Annotated in this window: 21 protein-coding genes, 1 tRNA gene and 1 riboswitch; of the genes, 10 read left to right on the forward strand and 12 right to left on the reverse strand. The window is 67.3% G+C overall.

The genetic code is table 11. The features are described from left to right. Positions 1–19 precede the first annotated feature (19 nt). Positions 20–523, reverse strand: coding sequence for a nucleoside deaminase (locus tag AC1DF4_RS14195; protein ID WP_476913487.1), 504 nt, complete (start codon positions 521–523; stop codon positions 20–22). Positions 524–585: 62 nt separating this feature from the next. Here AC1DF4_RS14195 and AC1DF4_RS14200 point away from each other — a divergent pair, with 62 nt between their 5' ends. The 3 genes from AC1DF4_RS14200 to AC1DF4_RS14210 all read left to right on the forward strand — a co-directional run bounded on the left by AC1DF4_RS14200 (position 586) and on the right by AC1DF4_RS14210 (position 2,567). Beyond that, the gene (locus tag AC1DF4_RS14200) at positions 586–1,449 is read left to right on the forward strand and encodes a phosphatase PAP2 family protein (protein WP_476913488.1); all 864 of its coding nucleotides are present in this window, start codon (positions 586–588) and stop codon (positions 1,447–1,449) included. A 12-nt stretch (positions 1,450–1,461) separates the two neighbouring features. After that, entirely contained in the window at positions 1,462–2,097 is a 636-nt protein-coding gene (upp, locus tag AC1DF4_RS14205) for a uracil phosphoribosyltransferase (RefSeq protein WP_224048511.1), read from the forward strand. Positions 2,098–2,189: 92 nt separating this feature from the next. Continuing rightward, the gene (locus AC1DF4_RS14210; RefSeq protein WP_476866138.1) at positions 2,190–2,567 is read left to right on the forward strand and encodes a glyoxalase superfamily protein; all 378 of its coding nucleotides are present in this window, start codon (positions 2,190–2,192) and stop codon (positions 2,565–2,567) included. A 121-nt stretch (positions 2,568–2,688) separates the two neighbouring features. Here AC1DF4_RS14210 and AC1DF4_RS14215 read toward each other — a convergent pair whose 3' ends face one another. The 3 genes from AC1DF4_RS14215 to AC1DF4_RS14225 form a co-directional block, all read right to left on the reverse strand. Then, positions 2,689–3,447 carry an aggregation-promoting factor C-terminal-like domain-containing protein gene (locus tag AC1DF4_RS14215; protein WP_476913489.1) on the reverse strand — a complete coding sequence of 253 codons (759 nt, stop codon included), beginning with the start codon at positions 3,445–3,447 and terminating at the stop codon, positions 2,689–2,691. After that, positions 3,446–3,606: riboswitch (cyclic di-AMP (ydaO/yuaA leader) on the reverse strand. Its footprint overlaps the gene before it by 2 nt. Before the next feature lie 104 nt (positions 3,607–3,710). Next, positions 3,711–5,339 carry a sensor histidine kinase gene (locus AC1DF4_RS14220; protein WP_476913490.1) on the reverse strand — a complete coding sequence of 543 codons (1,629 nt, stop codon included), beginning with the start codon at positions 5,337–5,339 and terminating at the stop codon, positions 3,711–3,713. Between the two features lie 3 nt (positions 5,340–5,342). Then, entirely contained in the window at positions 5,343–6,083 is a 741-nt protein-coding gene (locus AC1DF4_RS14225; protein ID WP_441405613.1) for a response regulator transcription factor, read from the reverse strand. Between the two features lie 626 nt (positions 6,084–6,709). On the opposite strand from AC1DF4_RS14225, the gene AC1DF4_RS14230 reads away from it, so the two are divergent. The 5 genes from AC1DF4_RS14230 (at position 6,710) to AC1DF4_RS14250 (ending at position 10,448) form a co-directional block, all read left to right on the forward strand. Further along, positions 6,710–7,573 (forward strand): winged helix-turn-helix domain-containing protein, encoded by an 864-nt coding sequence (locus tag AC1DF4_RS14230; protein ID WP_476913491.1) that lies wholly within the window; start codon positions 6,710–6,712, stop codon positions 7,571–7,573. A gap of 306 nt (positions 7,574–7,879) precedes the next feature. Next, entirely contained in the window at positions 7,880–8,083 is a 204-nt protein-coding gene (locus AC1DF4_RS14235) for a dodecin family protein (protein WP_230012628.1), read from the forward strand. 55 nt (positions 8,084–8,138) lie between these two features. After that, positions 8,139–8,666: a SixA phosphatase family protein gene (locus tag AC1DF4_RS14240; protein ID WP_224048517.1), complete on the forward strand. Its 528-nt coding sequence runs from the start codon at positions 8,139–8,141 to the stop codon at positions 8,664–8,666. Between the two features lie 107 nt (positions 8,667–8,773). After that, complete coding sequence (locus AC1DF4_RS14245) at positions 8,774–9,301, forward strand: hypothetical protein (RefSeq protein WP_476913492.1); 528 nt, start codon at positions 8,774–8,776, stop codon at positions 9,299–9,301. A gap of 79 nt (positions 9,302–9,380) precedes the next feature. After that, complete coding sequence (locus tag AC1DF4_RS14250) at positions 9,381–10,448, forward strand: EamA family transporter (protein WP_476913493.1); 1,068 nt, start codon at positions 9,381–9,383, stop codon at positions 10,446–10,448. A 686-nt stretch (positions 10,449–11,134) separates the two neighbouring features. Here the strand turns inward: AC1DF4_RS14250 and AC1DF4_RS14255 are convergent. From AC1DF4_RS14255 to AC1DF4_RS14270, 4 genes are all read right to left on the reverse strand, one after another. Further along, positions 11,135–11,830, reverse strand: coding sequence for a TetR/AcrR family transcriptional regulator (locus AC1DF4_RS14255; protein ID WP_476913494.1), 696 nt, complete (start codon positions 11,828–11,830; stop codon positions 11,135–11,137). After that, a complete protein-coding gene (locus tag AC1DF4_RS14260) occupies positions 11,827–13,875 on the reverse strand; it encodes a YhgE/Pip family protein (RefSeq protein WP_476913495.1) in 2,049 nt (682 codons plus the stop codon). The genes AC1DF4_RS14255 and AC1DF4_RS14260 overlap by 4 nt, the downstream gene beginning before the upstream one ends. Next, positions 13,872–14,588 carry an ABC transporter ATP-binding protein gene (locus tag AC1DF4_RS14265; RefSeq protein WP_476913496.1) on the reverse strand — a complete coding sequence of 239 codons (717 nt, stop codon included), beginning with the start codon at positions 14,586–14,588 and terminating at the stop codon, positions 13,872–13,874. The genes AC1DF4_RS14260 and AC1DF4_RS14265 overlap by 4 nt, the downstream gene beginning before the upstream one ends. A 131-nt stretch (positions 14,589–14,719) precedes the next feature. After that, positions 14,720–16,174, reverse strand: coding sequence for a dihydrolipoyl dehydrogenase family protein (locus AC1DF4_RS14270; RefSeq protein ID WP_476913497.1), 1,455 nt, complete (start codon positions 16,172–16,174; stop codon positions 14,720–14,722). Between the two features lie 106 nt (positions 16,175–16,280). Here AC1DF4_RS14270 and AC1DF4_RS14275 point away from each other — a divergent pair, with 106 nt between their 5' ends. Then, on the forward strand, positions 16,281–17,141 hold the full coding sequence (locus AC1DF4_RS14275; protein WP_476913498.1) for a FadR/GntR family transcriptional regulator: 861 nt from the start codon (positions 16,281–16,283) through the stop codon (positions 17,139–17,141). Between the two features lie 301 nt (positions 17,142–17,442). On the opposite strand, the gene AC1DF4_RS14280 is transcribed toward AC1DF4_RS14275, so the two are convergent. Next, positions 17,443–17,516: transfer RNA gene (locus AC1DF4_RS14280), tRNA-Arg, on the reverse strand. Between the two features lie 275 nt (positions 17,517–17,791). On the opposite strand from AC1DF4_RS14280, the gene AC1DF4_RS14285 reads away from it, so the two are divergent. Further along, complete coding sequence (locus AC1DF4_RS14285; RefSeq protein ID WP_476913499.1) at positions 17,792–19,624, forward strand: phosphoenolpyruvate carboxykinase (GTP); 1,833 nt, start codon at positions 17,792–17,794, stop codon at positions 19,622–19,624. Between the two features lie 94 nt (positions 19,625–19,718). Here AC1DF4_RS14285 and AC1DF4_RS14290 read toward each other — a convergent pair whose 3' ends face one another. The 3 genes from AC1DF4_RS14290 to AC1DF4_RS14300 all read right to left on the reverse strand — a co-directional run bounded on the left by AC1DF4_RS14290 (position 19,719) and on the right by AC1DF4_RS14300 (position 22,037). Next, complete coding sequence (locus tag AC1DF4_RS14290) at positions 19,719–20,879, reverse strand: globin domain-containing protein (protein WP_476913500.1); 1,161 nt, start codon at positions 20,877–20,879, stop codon at positions 19,719–19,721. Positions 20,880–21,069: 190 nt separating this feature from the next. Further along, positions 21,070–21,519, reverse strand: a complete 450-nt coding sequence (locus tag AC1DF4_RS14295) for an RrF2 family transcriptional regulator (RefSeq protein ID WP_476913501.1) — start codon at positions 21,517–21,519, stop codon at positions 21,070–21,072. 20 nt (positions 21,520–21,539) lie between these two features. After that, the gene (locus tag AC1DF4_RS14300) at positions 21,540–22,037 is read right to left on the reverse strand and encodes a hypothetical protein (protein ID WP_476913543.1); all 498 of its coding nucleotides are present in this window, start codon (positions 22,035–22,037) and stop codon (positions 21,540–21,542) included. Positions 22,038–22,045 lie beyond the last annotated feature (8 nt).

A 22,045-nucleotide genomic window follows, 5' to 3' on the forward strand; every position in this document is an offset into this window, starting at 1 on the left:
CAGACGCGATGGCGAAGGCTCAGGCGCCCCGGTGCCCGGCGAAGAAGTCCCGCAGCAGCACCGCGCATTCCTGCTCCCTGACGCCGCCGTACACTTCCACCCAGTGGTTGAGCCGGCGCTCGCGGAGAATATCGAACACGGACCCGGCGGCGCCCGCCTTCTCGTCCCACGCCCCGAACACCACCCGTGGAATCCGGGCCAGCACCACGGCCCCGGCACACATGGCGCAGGGCTCCAGCGTCACCACCAGGGTGCAGTCCTCCAGCCGCCAGCCGTCACCGGACTTCCCGCCCTGGGCGCTGAGTTCCTGCAGCCGCGCGGCAGCCGCGCGGATGGCCACCATCTCAGCGTGCGCCGTCGGGTCCCCGAGCGCCTCCCGCTCGTTGCGTCCGCGGCCCAGCACAGAGCCGTCGGGACCAATGACGACGGCGCCGATCGGCACGTCCGCCGTCGCCAGCGCGGCACGTGCCTCGCCCAGGGCAAGGCCCATCCATCCGGCATGCCTGGGCTCAGGGAAAGTCATGGCTCAATGATAGTTTCGAACACTAAGCAAGCTGTGCAGCACGGAGGAGGCAGGAGACGGACGTGACCACCAGGACTGAGAGCTGGCTGATGCGGCGCTGGGGCAAGTGGGTTGTGCCCTACGCCGCCCTGTGGGTCACGATGCTCGCGGGCGGCGTGCTGGTGGTTCTCCTGGCTGTGCTCAGCGCCGAAGTCTACGACAACGTGGTGGACGACGCCGGCCTGGCGAATCTGGACAAGCCAACCCTGGCGTTTATGGAACAGCTCCGCAGCCCTGGACTGGACTCCTTCGTCACAGGGTTCACCAACATCGGCGGCGGAATCGGCATGCCGATCCTGGCCAGCATCCTCACGGCGTGGCTCATCTGGGCCTCCCGGACCTGGCGGCCGCTGATCCTGATCGGGGCCGCCGCAGCTGTGTCCACCACGGCCACCACGCTCGGCAAGAAACTGATCGGCCGGAACCGCCCCGACCACGCGGACGCCGTGCCTCCCTACGAGGACTCGCCGTCGTTCCCCAGCGGGCACACGCTCAATACCACTGTGGTGATCGCGCTCGTGGTGTACCTCGCATGCCTGCAGGTGAAGCGCACACTTGCGCGCGTCGCCCTGATCGCGGCTGGTGTGATCTTCGTGGCCGCAATGGGGATGAGCCGGGTCTTCCTGGGCCATCACTGGATGACCGATGTGATCTTCGGATGGCTGCTGGGGCTGGCGTGGGTGGCGATCGTGATCATGGCCCACAGGCTCTTCCATGTACTGCGGCACCGGGAACAAGCAGGTCCCGCGCCCACGTTCGACCACCCCGCGCACCTCAAAGACGGCGACGGGGTGACCGGCAGCGGCACCGGCAAAGACGGCCGGTCCGGCGGTAAGGACGACGTCGGCGCCCGCGGTCCCACGGGCGGGCCACCAGCCGCCGGGTGATAGTTTTGACCCATGCGCACTTTCGTTGTGGACCACCCGCTGGTCGCCCATAAGCTCACCGTTCTGCGGGACAAGAACACCCCGTCCCCGGTCTTCCGCCAGCTCACCGAGGAACTGGTCACGCTCCTGGCGTACGAGGCCACCCGCGAAGTCCGCACCGAACCGGTCACCATTGAGACCCCTGTCAGCACCACGATCGGCACCGCTTTCACCAAGCCCACCCCGCTGGTGGTCCCCATCCTGCGGGCGGGACTCGGCATGCTCGAGGGCATGACCAAGCTTGTCCCCACCGCCGAGGTCGGTTTCCTGGGCATGGCCCGGGATGAAGAGACCCTGGACATCATCACGTATGCCGAGCGTCTCCCCGAGGACCTCACCGACCGCCAGATCTTTGTCCTGGACCCCATGCTCGCCACCGGCGGCACACTGCGCGAGGCCATCAAGTTCCTCTTCAAGCGCGGCGCCTCCGACGTCACCTGCATCTGCCTGCTGGCCGCCCCGGAAGGCCTCGCGAAGCTGGAAGAAGAGCTCTCCGACGCCAACGTGACGATCGTGCTCGCCTCCATCGACGAGAAGCTCAACGAGAAGTCCTACATCGTCCCGGGCCTGGGCGACGCCGGCGACCGCCTCTACGGCGTGGCCGGCTAACCAGCCGCCGGGTTTAGACCCGCCGTCTCGGCGGGTTCACGCGCTTGGGATTGCCCTACCGCAAATCGCTGTCCGGGACTAGCCTGTGCCCCATGGACTGGAAACTTGAGCTTGTCTTTGTCCCCGTGTCCGACGTGGACCGTGCCAAGGATTTTTACGTCAATAAGGTCGGTTTCAACGCCGACTACGACGAGCGGCCCATGGACGGCATCCGTTTTGTCCAGCTGACCCCGCCGGGTTCCGGCTGCTCGATCGCCATAGGCGAGGGGCTCAACGACGCTCCGCCCGGCACCGCCCCCAGCCTGCAGCTGGTGGTCAGCGACATTCAGGCCGCCCACCGGCAGCTCAAGGACAACGGCGTGGATGTCAGCGACGTCGATGTCCAGGACTGGGGGCACTTCGTCTACTTCGCCGATCCCGACGGCAATAAATGGGCGGTGCAGTACCTGCCCAACCGTCCCAACGGCTAGACGCGCCCTAAGCCGAACCGTCCGGCCACGGCTCGGCGGTTCCCGCGGGCTGTCGCCGGCAGAGCTAAGGCCCCGGATCCAGTGGGATCCGGGGCCTCAGCTGAGTCCGACATTCTGGTGTTTAGTACCAGTTGTGGGCGTAGTGGAAGTTCAGGGCGCCACACGGTGAGCCGTAGCGGTCCTTGACGTACTTCAGGCCCCAGTTGATCTGGGTCCGGTAGTTGGTCCGGTAATCAGCGCCCGCGCTGGCCATCTTCTCGGCCGGCAGGGACTGGACCACGCCGTAGGCGCCGCTGCTCTTGTTGGTGGCCGTCGTCTTCCAGTCAGACTCCTTGGTCCAGAGCTTCGTGAGGCACTGCATCTGGTCTGCCGCCCAGCCGTGGGATCCCAGCTGGCTGGCTGCGTAGGCCTGCGCGCCGGCCGGGTCGTCGATGGCAACGGGGGCGGGCGCCGGTGCCGGCTCGGGCGCGGGTGCCGGTGCGGGAGCCGGGGCAGCTGCCGGGGCCGGTGCTTCGGCAGGCTCGATCTCGGTGGACTGTGCCGCGACGTCGCCGGTGGGGATGGTGGCCTGGTTGTCGACCCGGACGCGCTCAAAATCGAGGTGGGTCAGGGGATCCGCCGTGGTGGCTGCTTCCGTGGACGTGCCCGCGGTGGCATTGCGGGCAGCCGTCTCGGAGGCATGCCCGGCGGCGCCGACCCCCACGAGGACCGCGCAGGCGGCGGCAACAACGGCCGCGCGGCGGCCGGTGGTGCCGAAGTTCTGGGCAAACCGGGACAGGGCTGAAGCGGGCTTGGCCGGTTCAGCGCGGTGGCGCGACACCTCGGAGCGGGTCTTCTTCGTAACGCCATCAGGGCGCGTTTTTGGCTTGAATTCAGTCATGATCGCCTCTCAACGCCTGCGGAGTTAGCTGTCGGGTTCGGATGAGGTCATCCGGCCGCACGGAATCTCACGTGTCGGCTTCACCCCAAGGGTGCAAGATCTGCAAATGCCCGGGAACTCTGGGTCCCCCGCCTCTGCCTGGTGCAGCGGAATCCGGGAGGCGGCAGAGTTTGGCGTGCATCCGGATGTGCGGCGTCAGTGATGGCCACACCCTAAAAACCGTACAGGACCAGGCAGCTTAAGTCACATTTAGGTAACGGAGATCACGACGACGGTGTGGCGGCTTGCGCCGCCGGATGCGCCGCCTGGGCCGGGTTTGGCGCGGGCAGCCGCACCACAAACTGGGTCCGGCCGGGCACCGACGTCACACTGACCGTCCCCCCATGAGCCTCAACAATCGACTGCACGATCGAGAGTCCCAGCCCGCTGGTTCCCTCGGCGGAAGTCGGGGGAGGCGGCCCCGTGGAAGCACTCGCGGCGGACGGAGACCGGGGTGGGCGCAGCGGCAGGTGCGGCAAGGGCCGCCGGACGGCTGCGGGCGTCGTCACCGGCACCGGGTTCTTCCGGGAAGCATCCGCCCGGGTGAAGCGCGCAAAGACGCGGCCCACAAACTCGGGGGCGATCCCGGGCCCGTTGTCGGTCACCGTCACCACGGCACTCCCGTCCGGGGTGCGCCCTACGCCGGTCACTACAGTCGTTCCGGGCCCCGTGTGCTTGCGGGCGTTGGAGAGCAGATTGGCCAGCACCTGGTGGAGTTGGGTGGCGTCTCCGCGAACCACCACAGGCTCTTCGGGGAGCTCCAACTGCCAGACGCGGTCCGGGGCCATCACCTTCTCGTCGCTCACCGTCTCCACGGCCAGCTGGGTGAGGTCCACGTCGCTGAGCTTGAGCGGCTGGCCCTCATCCAGCCGGGCGAGCAGGAGCAGGTCCTCCACCAGGGTGGTCATCCGCTCGGACTGGCTCTGCACACGGGCCAGGGACTTCTGCCCGTCGGGGGTGAAGTGCTCGGTCATCCGCATTAGCTCGGTGTAGCCGCGGATGGCGGTCAGGGGCGTGCGCAATTCATGCGAGGCATCCGCCACGAACTGGCGCACCTTCATCTCGCTCTCCTGCCGGGCTTCGAGGGCATTGGAGACGTTGTCCAGCATCAGGTTCAGGGCATGGCCAACGCTGCCCACCTCGGTTCCCGGATGGGCTGCCGACGCCGGAACCCGTACGGCAAGTCCCACTTCTCCGGCGTCGAGCGGGAGGCGGGAGACCTGCGTCGCCACCTCGGAGAGCTGATCCAGCGGCTTCATGGTCCGGCGGATCAGCGCCGTCCCGGCCAGGCCGATCACTACGAGGCCGCCGGCGGATACGACCACCGTTGTCCAGACCAGGGAGGCCAGCGTGTTCTGCTTCTCCGCAAGCGGGAGTCCGGTCACCATCACGTCACCGTTCTGGGCCTTCGCAGCCACCAGCCGGTAGGAGCCGGCGGACAGGATCCGGTTGACCGGCTGGTCGCGGGGGGAGAGCTTCAGGAGGATCTCGTCGTCTTCGGCGGTGAGTGACTTGCGGGTGGCGTCCTCCGCGAGAAAACCGGCGCTGCGGACCGAATCGTCCACGATCCTGGCGTTCAGGGTGCCGACTCCCTGGCCGCGTGCCTCAAGGGGATCGGAGCGGCCGCCGGCGCGGCCAAAATCGCGGACACGGTCCGAGGCCTGTTGCAGCTGCGTGTCCAGTTGCCGGGTCAGGAAGAGGTCCATCGAGGCATAACTGACAATTCCTACGGCTCCGCAGATCGCCACGAGCAGCGCCATGGCGACGAGGACAAGCCGGGTGCGCAGGTGCCACGTGGACGGGTCGCGCCACCTGATAGTGAAGCGGCTGGCAGTGCCGGAGGGTTCGGGCACGGATCAGTCCGCCGGCTTCAGGACATAGCCGGCGCCGCGCACCGTGTGGATCATGGGCGGGTGAGTGGCGTCGACCTTCTTGCGGAGGTAAGAGATATAGAGCTCCACGATGTTGGCCTGCCCGCCGAAGTCGTAGTCCCAGACCCGGTCCAGGATCTGGGCTTTGCTCACGACTCGTTTTGGGTTCTCCATGAGATAGCGCAGCAGCTCGAACTGGGTTGCCGTGAGGTGGAGCTCTTCCCCCGCCCGCCGCACTTCCCGCGTATCGATGTTCAGGACGAGGTCTCCGACGACGAGTTCGGCGGTATCCATGGCGGCCACCCCGGAACGTTGGACCAGCCGGTGCAGCCGCAGGAGCACTTCCTCCATGCTGAACGGCTTGGTTACGTAGTCGTCCCCGCCGGCAGCCAGCCCGGTGATGCGGTCCTGGACATCGTCCTTCGCCGTCAGGAACAGGGCCGGCACCTCCGGCGCGAAGGCGCGGATCCTGCCCAGCAGTTCAACGCCGTCGAACCCGGGAAGCATCACATCTAGCACCAGCACGTCGGGCCGGAAGTCCTTGGCAAGCTTCATGGCTTCCGGGCCATCCGCCGCGACAGCAACCGACCAGCCCGCCATGCGCAGGCCCATGCTCATGAGCTCGGAGAGGCTGGGCTCATCGTCCACGACCAGGGCACGGATGGGGGATCCGTCCGGATGCGTCAGCTGGGGGAGATTGTTTGTCATGGAGTGCGAAGTGGCCATGAGACTACTCTCCGATCTGCCGGTTTGGTGCGCCTTTGGGGATCCTGTGCGGCACCTGTGGATCCCAGCCTAGCGAGCTGGACATCCCGGGAGCGCTGGTCCGGCCGCAATTTTCGAAAATCCCGCGGTGACCACTCTGTGGGACGGCCGGCGGCTATTGATAAGCAGGCGAACTGTCTGTCCGAGTTGGCTTACCATGAACGATTTTGCGGTTTGACCATGGTTGCCCGAACAATATTCGGTCGCAAGGGCATGGACGGCGATCGATAACCAGAACGTTTGTTATTTTATTGACCCGGCAGAATTGTGATCTGCGCTACAAATTGGCGTTTCGTCTCGCATGGTGGACATCCGGGTCCATTGTTACTTGCAAGTTTTCATTGTTACGTTGCACACTTCAATTGTGAACAAGAACTCAACAGCACCTGCAGTCGCAGTTTTTTGGATCAGCACACCCGCTGATACCGATAAGCGTTGTTGTCGAATGCACGCCTAACTTTTACACCCCGAAAGTTTCTAGGCATTCGCCCCCAGCCCAGCGTAGGGCGCCCCTCCCCAGATTTCATTGCGGGGAAAAGTAGCATTCGAGCCGCGATGACGGCCATTCACATTGAGGTAAGCAATCCATGTCAGTTGCATCCGGATACGTCCACATCTCCGTCCGTAACGCCGGCAAGGCCGGCCAGGCCTCCGGTATCCGCCAGGGCTTCGGCAGCCGCCCGTCCTTCGCCCCCGCCGGATCAGGCGCCAGCTTCCCCGCCCCGGGCTATGCACCGCAGGGATATAACCCCAACTCTTATGGGCAGCTCCGCGCTGTTCCGCCGGCGCCGGCCACGGCCCCGACCCCCGTGATCGCCCCGGGTGACGGCAGTCCCGTCCGTCCCGTCCCCAACGACAACGTCGCCCGCGGCTTCGTGCTCTACATGGGGATCGACGAGGAAACCGCGGCGGCCGCCGGGACTTCCATCGCCAAGCTTGCCCAGGAGATCCGGGCCTACGCCCAGTCCCTGGTGTCCGGCGCTGAAAGCTACGCTGCCGTCGCCGTCGCCCCGGCCAGCGCCCCGGGCTCCGCGCTCGACGTCGTCCGTTCCACGTTCGGTGACCCCACGGTGGGCGCCCGCCAGCGGTCCGAGACGGCCCGCCTGCAGCAGCCGCAGGACCCGCGCCCCTCCGGTGTGCTGATTGACCTTGCCCGCCGTGAGGTGGCGCTCGACGGCGAATCCCTGAACCTCACGTTCAAGGAATTCGAGCTCCTCAACTACCTCGTGGAGAACGGCACCCGCACCGTGGGCCGCGACGAGCTGCTCGAGGGCCTGTGGCGGAACGCCGAAGAGGTGCCCAACGAGCGCACCATCGACGTCCACATCCGCCGCCTGCGCTCCAAGCTCGGCCGCCTCGCCAACACCGTGCGAACGGTCCGCGGCCAGGGCTACCGCTTCTACGAGCACCCCGAAGTTGTAGTCTGGGCCGCTCCGGAATACTCGATCTAGCCTTAGTTCCACGCGAAGCGCCCGTCCCTTAACTGGGGCGGGCGCTTTTTCCGTTTCCCGGAAGCGAAGTGGCTTTCCGCCGTGCCTTAGACACCTCCTTCGTTCCTCAGTCGGCGATGCGGCACTACGCGGAAAACCGCTTCGCTTCCGCAGGGCCGCCACGTCCCCAGTCGCGGGACGGCGGGCTTTGGGCGGGCTGGCTGACGGGTATGTGCCTTCGCGGCTGTGGGGTGGCGGTTGGACTCTGTTGTGTCTGCTGGGTCCGGCGTAGTCTCGGACCGTTGGGCCGACTATTGGGAGGAAGACATGTCTGTTGCACGGATCACTACCCTGAGCGCGAACTCCAAGACCTCGTTTGATGCCGCCATTAAGGAGGGCGTCGACAGGGCCAACAAGACCCTGCGCAATGTCACGGGGGCGTGGGTGAAGGAACAGAAGGTCGAAATCAGCGACGGCGCTGTGGTTGCCTGGCACGTCGTGCTTGAAGTGACCTTTGTCCTTGAGGACTGAGCGGCCGCTGGCGGGATGCGCGCCCGGGGATCAGCCGCCGCACTAGGATTGAGCCATGAGCGCGCATCACATCAAACGGCTGGTGATCATGCGGCACGCCAAGTCGGATTGGCCCGGCGGCGTCGCGGATCATGAAAGGCCGCTCGAAGAGCGCGGCCACCGCGATGCCCCGCAGGCCGGAAAATGGCTGCTAAAGCACGGCGTGGTCCCCGACTTCATCCTCTGCTCCAGCGCTTTGCGCACACGGCAGACGTGCACGTGGGTCTGCAGCGAACTCGGCGACAAGGCTCCGACGCCGAAACTCGAGGACGGGCTCTACGCCGCCTCGGCGAAGCGGATGCTGACAGTCATCAACCACGTCCCGGACACCGTGACCACCCTCATGGTGATCTCGCACATGCCCGGCGTGCAGGACCTCGCCATGCACCTTGCCTCCAGGGATTCCAACCACGACGCCTACATGGACGCCGCCACGCGGTACCCCACGAGCGCGCTGACCATCATGGAGACCGAAAAGACCTGGGCCGAACTGGACGGCCAGGACGCCAGGCTCACGCATTTCAAGGTTCCCCGGGCCAAATAAACTCCGCGGCGCCGCTCCCGGATGCATAGTCATGCAGGCGATTGTGCGGTTTACTGATGCTGTCTACTCGTGGACTAATGGCGATCGGGAGAAAAGGCGGAATCATCGTGGATTCAGGACAGCTTATTGGAATCATCATCGGCGTCGTTGTAGTGATCGCGATCGTCGTCGTAGTCACCATGGTCAGCCGCAAGCGCAAGGTGGAAGCGAACCGCAACAAGGCCGTAGAAATGCGTGAACAGGCCAAGACCGAAGAGATCGGCGCAAGGGAGCGCGAGGCGAAGGCCGCCCGCGCCGAGGCCGACGCGAAGCAGGCGGAAGTCGAGGCCGAGCGCCTGCGGGAGGAAGCCCGCGAACGGCAGCAGGAAGCCGAGCACGTGCGCGCCGGCGCCCAGGAACAGTTGCGGAAAGCGGACGAACTGGACCCCGACGTCGTCACCACCGAACGCGATGCCCAAACGCCCCGCGAAGCCTCAGGTAATGGAGAGCTTCGCCGCGACCGCGGCGACCGGAACCCTGCCTCACCCGGCCAGACGACGCCAAATCCGGACGGCAGCCAGGTTTCCAACGAGCCGGCCCCCAATGACCCGGACCATACCGAAAGGCCCCGCGAGGACAATCCCCGCAACCTCTGACCGTTCACGCCCCGACTAATCTTCGGCACGTGGGCCCGATACTGCGGCGGAGCAGGGCCGGAACCGGCATAGTGGCAGGGTGAACACCCGTCATTCCGCCCTCGCCCTGCTCGTCGCAGTACTTTGGGGCGTCAACTTCGTCGCGATAGACCTCGGGCTGCACCCGGACGGAGCGGAGATGCCGCCGCTGCTGTTCGTGGCGATGCGGTTCACCCTGGTGGTTGTCCCTTGTATCTTCTTCATCCGTAAGCCGGACGTGGGCTGGAGGGCGATCGTCGGCGTCGGGCTGTTGATGAGCGCCGGACAGTTCGGCCTGCTGTATCTGGCCATGGCGCTGGGCATGCCCGCGGGCCTGGCCTCCCTGGTCCTGCAGGCGCAGGTCCTGCTGACAGTGCTCCTGGCCGCCGGGTTCCTCGGCGAGCGGCCCAGCCGGCGGCAGTTTGCCGGCGTTGTGCTGGGAGTGGCCGGCCTCGCTGTCGTGGCCGTCGGCCGCAGCCTGGTCGCACCGGTGCTTCCCCTGATGATCGTGCTCGCCGCGGCGCTGTCCTGGGCCGCCGGCAACATCGTCGCCCGCAAGGCGAAAGCGGCGTCCGGGCTGGGGCTCGTGGTGTGGTCAGGGGCCGTGGTGCCACTGCCCCTGCTGGGCCTGTCCCTGCTGGTTGACGGGCCGACCGCGGTGGCGCAGTCACTGGTGGAAGTCCAGCCGGTCACCGTGCTGAGCGCCCTCTATACGGCCATCTTCGGTTCCCTCGTGGGCTACGGCATCTGGAACAGGCTCCTGGGACTGTACCCGTCCTCCGCCGTCGTGCCGTTCACCCTGCTGGTGCCGGTGGTCGGGATGACAACGGCGTGGCTCGTCCTGGGCGAAGTGCCAACCCCCGCCGAGGTGACCGGCGGGCTCCTGCTGCTGGCCGGGGTGGCGACGGCGGTGCTGCGGCCATGGAGTATCCGCCCGTGGGACATCCGGTCGCGGGACGGTCGACGCCGGGACCGCCGGCCGCAGGCTCAGCGGCGGGGCGACGTCCGCGCCGAGGAGCGCGCGGCTGACGTGCCGGGTGACTTGGCCGCAGCCGAACTCCCGGCGGAGGAAGCTGGCCGCTTGACGCCCGAGGACGCCGCCCGCGGGGCGGGAACCCGGGCCGACTGAGGCTTGGCCGGTTGCGCCGTCGTTCCCGTTGCCCTTACCGCACCGGATTTGGCGGGCCCCGCCTTGGCCGCGGGGCGTGCGGCCGTCCGGGGTGCTGCCGATTGTGGGGCGGCCGTCCGTGGAGTGGCAGTCCGCGGTGCCGCCGGCCTCGGCGTCGGCCGCGGGGCGGTCCTGGACGGTGCGCGCCGGGTGCCGGAAGCCCGGGGTGCCGGGCGTCTCACGCCCGACGCCGGACGCCGCCGCGGGGCGGATCCGGCGGCGCGCCCACGCCAGCCCCTGCCTGGAAGCAGCGTCCCGGCCACCAGCAGCAGCAAGGTGGCCGAGCCGGAGGCTGCAGCGAGGTAGAAGTAGAGGTCCGGATAGGCGGTATCCACCGGGGTGGACATTGCGTCCGGATCGTCGTTGAAGGCCAGGCCCCACTGCCGGAGGAACGCGATGGTGAAGGCGATGAACAGGATGCTCCCGATCCCGCTGGCGGCCAGGGTCCGGTGCCGCCGGCGGATAACCACCTCGGAGACGCACGCCACATAGGCCGCGGCGGAGGCCGCCAGGAACCACAGGAACACGGACTCGTGCAACGTGATGCCGGTCAGCGCCAGCAGCGCCAGCGCGGCCAGAAACGCACCGATGGCAATCTTGCCGTTGTTACCCATGTGGCCCATGTGAATAATCATCCCCGAAAGGGGCTACTTCACGATGTAGCCGCGCATGGACGCCATGATCGCGTTGACACTTTGCTCGCGGGTCCGCTCCGGGTTGTAGGTCTGCCGGTCCAGGCCCACCACGAAGCAGGCTCCGAAGATGGCTGTCTCGAGGCTGCCCCGGGACACCGCCGGATCCACCGGGTAGACGGCAGCCACCGCATCAACCGCCGCCCCGACCACGGCGAGCAGCCGTCCGCGCAGCTCGGCGAAAGTGTCCTGCCACTCGCTGGGGGTCCGCCAGTTCTCGCTGACCCAGAGCCGGGCGAAGGACGGGTATTCGTCCATGAAGTCCATGGCCTGGCCGATCATTTCGTCCATCGCAGCGAGCGGGTCCGCGGAATCGTCCCTGACGCTCAGCAGCCGTGCCAGCAGGATGTCCACGCCGTGCCGCAGCAGCTGGGCGATCAGGTCCGACTTGCTGCCGAAGTTGTAGTAAACCGTGCCCTTGGAGACTCCGGCGGCCGCGGCGATCTCGTCGACCGTCACTCCCGCCACGCCGCGCTCGCCGATCAGTTCCATCGAGGCTTCGAACAGCTTCTGTTTGGTTGCGTTGGTGCGGGACGGCCGGAGCTTCTTCGCGGTTCCCGCCGGTGTCTCCGCCTCGGTTTCCCCGGCAGTTTCCGGGCCAGTTTCCGGGCCTCTGTCGTCACTCGTACTGCCGTCCGTGGGGCTACTCATACGGTGATCTCCGGTTTCAGGGTTTTCAGGGTCCAGTACTTGTGCTTCCGGACTGCCAGCGTGGACAGGGCCATTCCCAGCAAAGTGTAGCCAAGCAGCCCCAGCATCGTGGGCAGGATGACGGCAAGGTCTGCCCCGTAGATCAGGTGCCGCATGCCGTTGACCACGTACCCCATCGGCAGGAGCTGGTGCACCACATGGAGCGGCTGCGGCGTGGTCTGCCAGGGGAAGGTGCCCCCGGAGGAGACCAGCTGCAGCACCAGCAGGATGAGCACCACAAGCTTGCCGGGGGATCCGAGCAGCGCGACGACGCCCTGGATGATCGCGCTGAACGCCATCGCGGCGGCCAGCATAAGGAACCACATCAGCCAGGGGTGGGCGGGGTTGAGCCCCAGCCCCACGTCCACCACGAGCGTGAGCAGGCTCGCCTGGACGGCGGAGACCGCCAGGAACGGAAGCCAGCCGCCGACGGCGATTTTCCACGCCGGGGCGTTCGACGCCAGCGCCCGCTGGGTGACCGGCCGCATCGCCTGGATCAGCATAAAAACACCGATCCAGAGCGCGAGGGTGAGGAAGAACGGTGCCAGGCCTGCGCCGTAGGAGCCGGCCTTGGCCTGGGAGACGTTGCTGACGGCGACCGGATCCGCCATCACCTTGGCGAGACTGTCTTTCTGGGTATCGTCGGGGTTGGGGACCTGGCCCGCGCCCTTGGCGAGTTCAGCTGCGAGGGTCCCGGCACCCTCGGACGCCGTGGCGGCACCGCTTTCCAGCCGGGCGGCGCCGTCGTCGAGCGTTTGCGCGCCCTCGGCAAGTTTCGCGGCACCGTCCAGGGCGCTTTGCTGCCCGGCGGCGAGTGTGGCGGCGCCGCCGGAGAGCTGGTCCGCGCCGCTGGATGCCTGGCTGATGGCGCCGGCGAGGGCTGGGGTCGCGCCGGCCAGCCTGGCCGCGCCGGCGCTGACGGCAGCGGACCCGTCGGCCAGCTGCTGGATCTGCCCGGCCGCCGACTTGAGGGCGGCTGCGGGGCCAGGGGACGCGGGCGGGGTGGAGTTGGCGTCGAAGTCCGCCAGGATTGCGTCCGCCTGGGCCGGGGTGATGGCCCCGGCGGCGATGAGCCGGCTGTTGGAGGCAACCACCCGGCTGCGTTGTGCCTGGGCGGCCGCTTGTTCGGAGGCGGCCAGCTGCCCGGCGAGGCCCTGCACCTTGGTGTTGAGCGCGGCGTTCCCGGCGGCCACCTGCGCGGCGCCGTCCGCGAGTGCCCGGGAATCGGCGGGCAGCGTTGCGGTCTTGTCCTTGAGCTGGGTGAGGCCGGCGCTGAGCTGCCCGGCTCCGCTGCTGAGGGCATTGGCGCCGTCCCGGAGCTTGAGCTGGCCGTTGTGGAGCTCGATGGCGCCGTTCCTGAGATCGCCCGTGCCCTGGTGCAGGGTAACGGTCCCGTCGTGGAGGCTGGCGACGCCGTCGGCGAGTTGGCCGGCGCCGTCGGAGGCCTCGAGCATCTGGGTGTGGATGGTCCCGAAGCCGGTGAGGAGCTGGTTGGCGGTTTCCTCGCCCACCTCGGTGGCCACCGTGGTGTGCACGGCGGTAGTGAGCTTGTCCACGATGGTGCTGAGCAGGTAGTTGTTCGCATCATTGGTGGTGACGTTGAGCATGGCCTGGTTGGCGGCGTCGAAGCTGCCGGGGGAGACGAGGTTCGCCGAGAAGTCCTTGGGGATTTTCAGGGCGAAGGCGTATTTGCCGCTGCTGACGCCCTGGTCCGCTTCCGCCGTGCCGGCGACCGTCTGCCAGTTGAAGACGTGCCCGTCCACGAGGCTTTCGGCGACCTTTCGGCCGGCCTCGAGCCGGGTGCCGTCGGCGGACGTGGCGCCGGTGTCCTCCACCACGAGCGCGGCGTCGATCTGGTTGAGCTTTCCGTAGGGATCCCAGTTGGCGTAGAGGTACACGGCGCCGTAGAGCAACGGCACCATGGTCAGCGCCAGGATGGTCAGCTTGGGCAGCAGGCCGCCGGTCATTCGTTTGAGTTCGGAGCGGGCCAGCCGCAGCACAGTCACTTTGCGTCCTCGGTTTCGGGGGTGTTGGAAGCTTCAAGGGGTTCGTGGGCAGCATCGGCGTCTGAGCCGGCGGGGCCGCTGCAGGCGTTGCCGATCGCCGCGGCGGGTCCGGTCCAGCCCGCCGGGTGGCTCATGACGGTGGCGACGACGGCGAGCGGACGGCCGGCGTCGTACGCCAGCTCCTCCAGCCGCGGGAGCCAGTCGCCCGGGTCGCCGTGGCGGTCCGGTGAGTCCACCACGAGCAGATCCGTCCGCGGGTTGGCCAAGGCCAATGCAGTGAGCAGCTCGATCCGCCGGGCGGCCGGAAGCTGCTCGGTCCAGAGCCCGGCGATGTCCTCGAAGCGGTTGACCTTGAGCCAGGGCTTACTGAGCAGCGAACCCCGGTAGCGGCGCGGGACCAGGGCCAGGTCCTCGGTGACGAGGTCGCGGACACTGAGGTGCTGCTCGGGTTCGTTCACCCCCGGGGAGTCGACGACGGCGCTCGCCTGCCGCAGCCTCTTGATTTTGGAGCCTCCGTGCCACTCAACGCCGTCCAACTCAAAGTGGCCGCCGGAGGGCTTGAGCCGTCCGCTGAGGGCCAGAGCCAGGGCGGTGCGCTGGTCCTGGCGGCTGCCGGAGACCAGCAGGAGTTCGCCGCGCCGGACCTGAAGGGAAGTGGCCGGCAGCAGCTCGTCCCGTCTGCCGTTCACGGACAGCTGTTGCACGCGGAGCAATGGGGGCCTTTCGCAGATGTATGTCTACGTCAAGGCTAACTAAACTGACTGGTCAGTTCAAATAGATTGGGATGAATGTGATCAAGCAGACCGCGCAGGCCCGGTCCGCCGGCCAGTCTCACCTCGCCGGATCAGAGCCCGTACTCCTCGAGCAGCCGCAACCAGACCTCGCTGATCGTGGGGTAGGCCGGCACTGCGTGCCACAGCCGGTCCAGAGGCACTTCGCCGACGACGGCGATCGTCGCGGCATGCAGCAGCTCGGCCACATCCGGTCCTGCGAAGGTGGCACCCAGCAGCACCTTGCGGTCCTCGTCGACCACCAGCTGGGCCCAGCCCTCGTACCGTTCGGCATGCAGCGAGGATCCGGCCACCTGGATGGGAAGTTCCACGGAGGACACCCGGAAGCCGTCCTGTTCCGCCCGCCGCACGCTCCGGCCCACATTGGCCAGTTCGGGATCGGTGAACACCACGTTGGGGACAGCGTGGTCGTCCGCGGTCCGGGCGTACCGGCTCCACGGGGCGGCCCCGCCGCTGAGCTCACCCTTGGCCCGGGCCGCGATCGCATCGCCCGTGGCGCGGGCCCCGTACTTTCCCTGGTGGGTCAGCATGACCTTCCCGGCCGCGTCGCCGGCGGCGTAGAGCCACGGGTCGGCGTCGTTCCCGTTGCCGCCCGACACAACGCCCGTGGAGTCGGTGCCTAGCCGCAATTCCTTCCCCTCCGCGGCGGCGAGGCCGACACTCTCCAGGCCGATCCCTTCGAGGGCGGGGTGCCGGCCGGTGGTGACCAGCAGCTTGTCCACCGTCACGGTGGCGTCCTCCAGTTCGAGAGTGAGGGTGCCGTCGTCGTTCTCGCGGACGCTCTTGGTTCCGGTGTGGAGGTGGAGGTCGACGCCGTCCGCCCGCAGCCCCGCCGCGACCAGCGAGGCGGCCTCCTCCGGGAAGGCGCCGAGCAGGCTGCCGCGGGCCACCAGGGTCACGGAGGCTCCGAGCCGGGCGAAGGCCTGGGCGAGTTCGGTCCCGGCCACGCCGCCGCCGAGGACCGCCAGCCGGTCCGGGATCTCGCGTGCGGACGTCGCCTCCCTGGTGGTCCAGTAGTCCACGTCGGACAGGCCTTCGATGGCCGGCACGGTTGGCGCTGACCCGGTGGCCACCACGACTGCGTGCCGTGCCGTGAGCTCGTAGCTGTTCCCGTCGAGACCGGCGACTTCAACTTTCCGGGTGTCCGTGATCCAGCCGTGGCCGCGGATCAGCTCGATCCCGGTATCCTCGAGCCACTTAACCTGGCTGTCATCCTGCCAGTTGGATGTGAAGTGGTCGCGGCGTTTCAGCACGGCGGCTGCGTCGAGGGTCCGGGTGACGGCCTCTTCGGCGCCGGGGACGGTCTGGGCTCCGTGGAGGGCCGTGCCGGGACGCAGCAGCGCTTTGGACGGCATGCAGGCCCAATAGGAGCACTCGCCGCCCACCAGTTCGGCTTCGATCAGCACTGCGGTCAGCCCGCCCTGCACCACGCGGTCCGCCACGTTCTCGCCCACGGCGCCGGCGCCGATCACAATGACATCGAATTCCCGTTCAAACTGTGCCGTCATGGCAAAAGCCTACGCCCGGCGCAAGGCCCGGGAGGGTCGCTGGAGGCCCTTTGCAGGACGTGGGACCACCACTACTGTTGGGAGCATCATTGGGGAGGGGGAGGCGATGACGTCAGGCAATGTGAGCGCGGGCGCACGCGGCGCGGGCGCAGCGGGCGGCGCGGCCGCCGGCAGGTCCCTGCCGCCGGTGAGGTTCAGCGCGCAGGCCCGGCTGCGGGCGCTCCAGGCTGACATCATGGATCTGATTCTGGAGCGTGAACTGGAAGCCGGGGATCCGCTGCCGACCGAGAATGAGCTTTCCGCCGTGCTGGGCGTGGGCCGGAACACCTTGCGGGAATCCCTGAAGGTCCTGCAGGCCCTGGGTGTGATCGAAATCCGGCATGGCTTCGGTATGTTCGTGGCCCCCAACAATTTTGACGCCCTGGCCGACGGCCTCACCTTCCGGGGCCGGTTGTCACTTCGGCACCATGGGCAGGAGGCCCTGCAGCTCGTGGACGTGCGGCAGGCGCTGGAGTCCGGGCTGATTGCACGCGCCATGGACCTGATGACGGCGGAGCGCCTGGCGGCTGTCGAGGAATCCGTGCTCCGGATGGAAGCCCTGGCCGCTGGCGGGGAAAACTTCGTCGAAGCGGATGCCGAATTTCACCGCCGGCTGTTCGAACCGCTCAACAACGAGCTGCTGGTCAGTCTCCTGGGCGTCTTCTGGAAGGTTTACCGGCGGCTCCACCTTGAGTTGGGCGGAGCCGAACGGGGAGGGGTTGCAGTGGGAGCGGCTGGGCCGGGCGGAGTTGAGCCGGGATCAGTTGCCGTGGGCGCAGCGGAGAAAGCCAGTCTCCTGGAAACGGCGGCCGTGCACCGCGGGATCTACGAAGCTGTGGCCAGCGGGGACAAAGCTCTCGCGGCCCAGCGGCTCAACGGCCACTTCGACGGCATCCGGGACCGGATCAGCCAGGCCATCGTGCCGTAGCCGAGTCGCCCCCTGTCGTCGAACTTCTTTCGAGTGCTCCGTAACCGCCCTTTTGGCCGCCCGGAAGGGCATAGCGGAGCAGTCGATGGTGATAGCGGAGCCGCTCGGGTGGACGCCGTGATGTTCGCGGACACGTCGACGGCGCCGACACCTGCCGGGAACGAGTTCAGCAGACGCCGCCCATCAACCCCGCCCCGACGTCGCCGAGTGGCCGCGCGACGTCGCGCCATAAGCGGGCACCCGCCGTCGGGCGTTAAACAAAAGATCCGCACCGGCGGACCGGTGCGGATCTTTTTCTCTGTGCGCCCAAAGGGATTCGAACCCCTGACCTTCTGTTCCGTAGACAGACGCTCTATCCAGCTGAGCTATGGGCGCATTCTCTGTTCTTGGAACTTCTCGCTCCCCGAACCTCGAATTACTTTACGCGAGGTGGGGCCGTAGTTACAAATCGAACCGGGTGTAATCTGGCTGACTAGACCGGTCTACGTGACCTTAGTCACAAAATCGGGTCTTTTCGTAACGTCGATTCCTTGAATTTCCGGGGTTTTTGATTTCGGGCGCCCCGGACATCCCACATCTGGCCCCGATTTCGGGGGGTGATCTAGCCCTACATTTAGGAAACACCACTGAACCCGAGGAAGGGAACCGTAATGGGAGATCTGGCGCGACTGCCGTTGCTTGAAAAGGCACCCACCACGCATGCCGGCTTGCTGGCATGGGTTGAAGAGGTAGCCGAACTGACTCAGCCGGACCGGATCCACTGGGTAGACGGCTCCGAAGAAGAGAACACCCGGCTCACGGACGAGCTCGTTGCCGCTGGCACGCTGACCCGCCTGAACGAGAAGCTGTTCCCCAAATCTTTCGCGGCTTTCTCCGATCCCGCCGATGTGGCCCGCGTCGAGGAGCAGACCTTCATCTGCTCCGAGAACGAACGCGATGCCGGCTTCACCAACAACTGGATGGCCCCGGCGCAGATGAAGGAGAAGCTGCGCGGACTGTTCAGCGGCTCCATGCGCGGCCGGACCATGTACGTCATCCCGTTCGTCATGGGCCACCTCGACGCCGAGGATCCCAAGTTTGGTGTGGAGATCACGGACAGCGCCTACGTTGTCGCCTCCATGCGCATCATGGCCACGATCGGCACCGAGGTTCTGGACAAGATCACCGCCACGAAAGCCTTCTTCGTCCCCGCCCTGCACTCCCTCGGCGCCCCGCTGGCCCCCGGCCAGGCCGACGTCGCCTGGCCCTGCAACCCGGACAAGTGGATCGTGCACTTCCCCGAAGAGCGCTCCATCTGGTCCTTCGGCTCCGGCTACGGCGGCAACGCCCTGCTGGGCAAGAAGTGCTACGCCCTGCGCATCGCGTCCGTGATGGCCCGGGACGAGGGCTGGCTTGCCGAGCACATGCTCATCCTCAAGCTGACCTCCCCGGAGAAGAAGAACTACTACGTTTCCGCGGCGTTCCCGTCGGCCTGCGGCAAGACCAACCTCGCCCTGCTGGATCCGACCATCGAGGGCTGGAAGGTCGAAACCCTCGGTGACGACATCACCTGGATGCGGTTCGGCAAGGAAGGCGAGCTCCGCGCCGTCAACCCTGAGGCCGGCCTGTTCGGCGTGGCTCCGGGCACCGGCTGGGGCACCAACCCCAACGCGATGCGCGCCATCGCCAAGGGCCACAGCATCTTCACCAACGTCGCCCTGACGGACGACGGCGGCGTGTGGTGGGAGGGTATGACCGAGGAGGTGCCCGCGCACCTGACCGACTGGCAGGGTAACTCCTGGACCCCGGATTCGGACAAGCCTGCTGCCCACCCGAACTCCCGCTTCTGCACGCCGATCGACCAGATCGACATGCTGGCCGAGGAGTACTACAACCCGGACGGCGTGGAGCTTTCCGCGATCCTGTTCGGCGGCCGCCGCAAGACCACCATCCCGCTGGTCACCGAGGCGCGCAGCTGGTCCAACGGTATTTTCATGGGCTCCACGCTGTCCTCCGAGACCACTGCCGCCGCTGCCGGTGCCGTCGGTGTTGTCCGCCGGGATCCGATGGCGATGCTGCCCTTCATTGGCTACGACGCGGGCGATTACCTGAACCACTGGGTCAACCTGTCCGCCAAGGCCAACCCGGAGCGCCTGCCCAAGATCTTCCTGGTCAACTGGTTCCGTCGCACTGCCGAGGGCGGCTTCGCCTGGCCCGGTTTTGGGGACAACTCCCGTGTCCTGAAGTGGGCCATCGAACGCCTCGAAGGCAAGGCCGATGCCGTGGAGACCCCCATCGGGTTCGTCCCCACCGCCGACGCGATCGACCTCACCGGGCTGGACATGACTCCCGCCCAGGTTGAAGAGGCCGTCCGGGTTGATCCGGCCGAGTGGGCCACCGAGCTGGCCTCCATCGAGGAGTGGTTCGCCAACTTCGGCAGCTCATTGCCTGAGGCGCTGCAGGCGGAGCTGGACGGGCTGAAGTCCCGCATGGCAGCGCACTAGCAGCCAGCAAAACACGACGACGGCGGCCCCGCACCTTGCGAAAGGTGCGGGGCCGCCGTCGTACTCCCATCGTGCGGAGCACTTGATGGGGAAATTAGCTGGCGAGCCAGATGTCCGGGCCGAAGACCTCGTAGTGGATTTTCGTCGCGGGGATGCCGGCGTTGATGGCCTCGTTGCGGATGCTCTTCATGAAGGGGAGCGGGCCGCAGAGGTACAGGGACGCGTTGGCGGGCAGGTCCACTTCGCGCAGGGACATGAAGCCCTCCCTGGTGCCGGCGACCGGGCGCTCGAGCCAGAGCTGGAGGTCGGCGCCGTCGAGGCGCTCGACGTCGTCCGTCATCTGGGAGCGCAGCGCCCAGGACTCCAGGTCGCTTTCCGCGTGCAGGACCAGGACCTGGCGGTCGGAGCCCGTCTCTGCGAGGGAGCGCAGGATGGACGCGGTGGGCGTGCAGCCGATGCCGGCCGAGGCCAGGACGACAGGTCCTTCGCCGTCCTTGAGGGTGATCTCGCCGTAGGGGTTGGAGATCTCGAGGATGTCGCCCACCTGGACGTTGTTGTGCAGCACCGGCGAGACTTCGCCGCCGTCGTCCTTCTTGGTGGTGAAGCTGCGGCTCGTGCCCGCGTCGCCGGACAGCGAGTACTGCCGGACCTGGCGGAGCCCGTCCGGCAGGGCGACCTTGACGCTGACGTACTGGCCCGGGAGGGCGGAAGTGATGGGCGTGTCGTCCGCCGGTTCCAGGGTGAAGGTCATGGAACCGGTGCCGGCGGCGGTCTTGGCGGCGACCCGCCACGGGCTCCACATCGTGCCGTTGGCCTGGGCTGCGTAGAGGCCCTTTTCCAGCTTGATCAGCGCGTCCGCCATGAGCCAGTAGACCTCGGTCCAGGCCTCGGCGATTTCCGGAGTGATGACCTCGGCCAGGTCCTCGGCAATGGCGGCGAAGAGGTGCTCGTAGACCACCTGGTACTGCGGTTCGGTGATGCCGAGGGAGGCATGGCGGTGGGCGATCCGGGCGAGCACGGTCTCCGGCAGGGTACCGGGGTTGTTCACCAGGTGGGTGGCGAAAGCGGCGATGCTTCCGGCCAGGGCCTGCTGCTGGTTGCCGTTGCGCTGGTTCGAGCGGCTGAAGAGCCCGTCCAGCAGTTCCGGGTGTGCTGCGAAGAGGCGGGCGTAGAACTTGGGCGTGATTTCACCGATCCGGGATCCGACCAGCGGCAGGGTGGCCTCGATGACGGGGAAGGACTTGTCCGAGAGCATATTGACTCCTGAGGTAGTGGCCCGGGGTCTGCAACCGGACCGATGCAAATACCTGCATTTGAAATGCGTGTATTCATATCTCTGTTCTACAGGGCGTAGAAAACAAGTTCAAATCGAGGGAATTCCCGGGCGTGGCGGGGTCGGTGACACGGGGAGTGCGGAGTGGGTCGAGGGTGAGGCTGGGTCCGGCTCAGAGCCCGGGGCGCAGCCCGATCGCCTGGAACACCGGCGCCATTTGCCGGGAGGTCGGCAGGGACGCGACGACCAGGCCGTCCAGTTCGCCGTAGAAGGCCTCGCGGGCGCGGGCGAGGGCTCCGCGGAGGCGGCATTCGTTGATCAGCGGACACGCTCCGCCGGCGCCGACGCAGTCAGCCGGGTCGGTGCGGGTGTCCAGTTGCCGCAGGAGCTGCCCCACAGTGGCCAGCCGGCCGGCGCTGCTGAGCCGGGAACCGCCGTTGCGGCCGCGTTCGACGTCGATCATCCCCAGCTCGCGGAGCTTCGCCATCGCCTTGCTGACGTGGTTGTACGGCGTGCCGACAGCGTCCGCGATGCTCTGGGTGGTGAGGAGTCCGCCGTCGGGAGCGGCCGCGAGCACCATCATGGCGCGCAGGCTCACATCCGCGAAGGCGTTGATCTTCATAACACCAGTTTACGGGCGGTCTAGTCCACCCAGACGCCGGGCTCGTTGGTATCGGCGGAGAGCTCGCCGAATTCGAGCTCACGCGTTGCGGGGTTCGCTGCGTACGGAAGGACCGCGGCGAAGAGGGAGCCGTCGCGGTGCTCCGCGGCCACGTGGATAGCGTCCGAGGCTTCCTCCAGCAGCGTGATGTCACAGACGATCGCGGCGGCGCGGAACTCGTCCCGGTGCTGGCGCAGCAGTTCGGTGAGGTCGCTGATCATCGAATCCGCGTCGAAGTCGGCCTCGGTGCCTTCCGCCGCGTCGGCGGGGGTCACGGCAACCAGCCGGACCTCGCCGTCGTTCTCGACCACGAGGGCGAACGGCAGGAACCCGCCGTTGCGCTCAAGCTGCTCCTGGGCGGCGCCGACGCCGGTGCCGAGCAGGTTCTCCAGATCGGTGGCGCTGGCGTCCGGAACGCTGTCACGCCACGACTGGGCAGAGGATGCGGTTGCGTGCTCGGCTGCGGTTTCCGCAGGCAGTTCCGACA

It is taken from the genome of Arthrobacter sp. 05N429 (genome assembly GCF_056397045.1).

Bases quoted from the DNA above. Each gene is read 5' to 3' on its own strand.
- AC1DF4_RS14195 (WP_476913487.1), bottom strand. From the start codon at position 523: ATGACTTTCCCTGAGCCCAGGCATGCCGGATGGATGGGCCTTGCCCTG.
- upp (WP_224048511.1), top strand. From the start codon at position 1,462: ATGCGCACTTTCGTTGTGGACCACCCGCTGGTCGCCCATAAGCTCACC.
- AC1DF4_RS14210 (WP_476866138.1), top strand. From the start codon at position 2,190: ATGGACTGGAAACTTGAGCTTGTCTTTGTCCCCGTGTCCGACGTGGAC.
- AC1DF4_RS14215 (WP_476913489.1), bottom strand. From the start codon at position 3,447: ATGACTGAATTCAAGCCAAAAACGCGCCCTGATGGCGTTACGAAGAAG.
- AC1DF4_RS14225 (WP_441405613.1), bottom strand. From the start codon at position 6,083: ATGGCCACTTCGCACTCCATGACAAACAATCTCCCCCAGCTGACGCAT.
- AC1DF4_RS14230 (WP_476913491.1), top strand. From the start codon at position 6,710: ATGTCAGTTGCATCCGGATACGTCCACATCTCCGTCCGTAACGCCGGC.
- AC1DF4_RS14235 (WP_230012628.1), top strand. From the start codon at position 7,880: ATGTCTGTTGCACGGATCACTACCCTGAGCGCGAACTCCAAGACCTCG.
- AC1DF4_RS14240 (WP_224048517.1), top strand. From the start codon at position 8,139: ATGAGCGCGCATCACATCAAACGGCTGGTGATCATGCGGCACGCCAAG.
- AC1DF4_RS14255 (WP_476913494.1), bottom strand. From the start codon at position 11,830: ATGAGTAGCCCCACGGACGGCAGTACGAGTGACGACAGAGGCCCGGAA.
- AC1DF4_RS14270 (WP_476913497.1), bottom strand. From the start codon at position 16,174: ATGACGGCACAGTTTGAACGGGAATTCGATGTCATTGTGATCGGCGCC.
- AC1DF4_RS14275 (WP_476913498.1), top strand. From the start codon at position 16,281: ATGACGTCAGGCAATGTGAGCGCGGGCGCACGCGGCGCGGGCGCAGCG.
- AC1DF4_RS14285 (WP_476913499.1), top strand. From the start codon at position 17,792: ATGGGAGATCTGGCGCGACTGCCGTTGCTTGAAAAGGCACCCACCACG.
- AC1DF4_RS14290 (WP_476913500.1), bottom strand. From the start codon at position 20,879: ATGCTCTCGGACAAGTCCTTCCCCGTCATCGAGGCCACCCTGCCGCTG.
- AC1DF4_RS14295 (WP_476913501.1), bottom strand. From the start codon at position 21,519: ATGAAGATCAACGCCTTCGCGGATGTGAGCCTGCGCGCCATGATGGTG.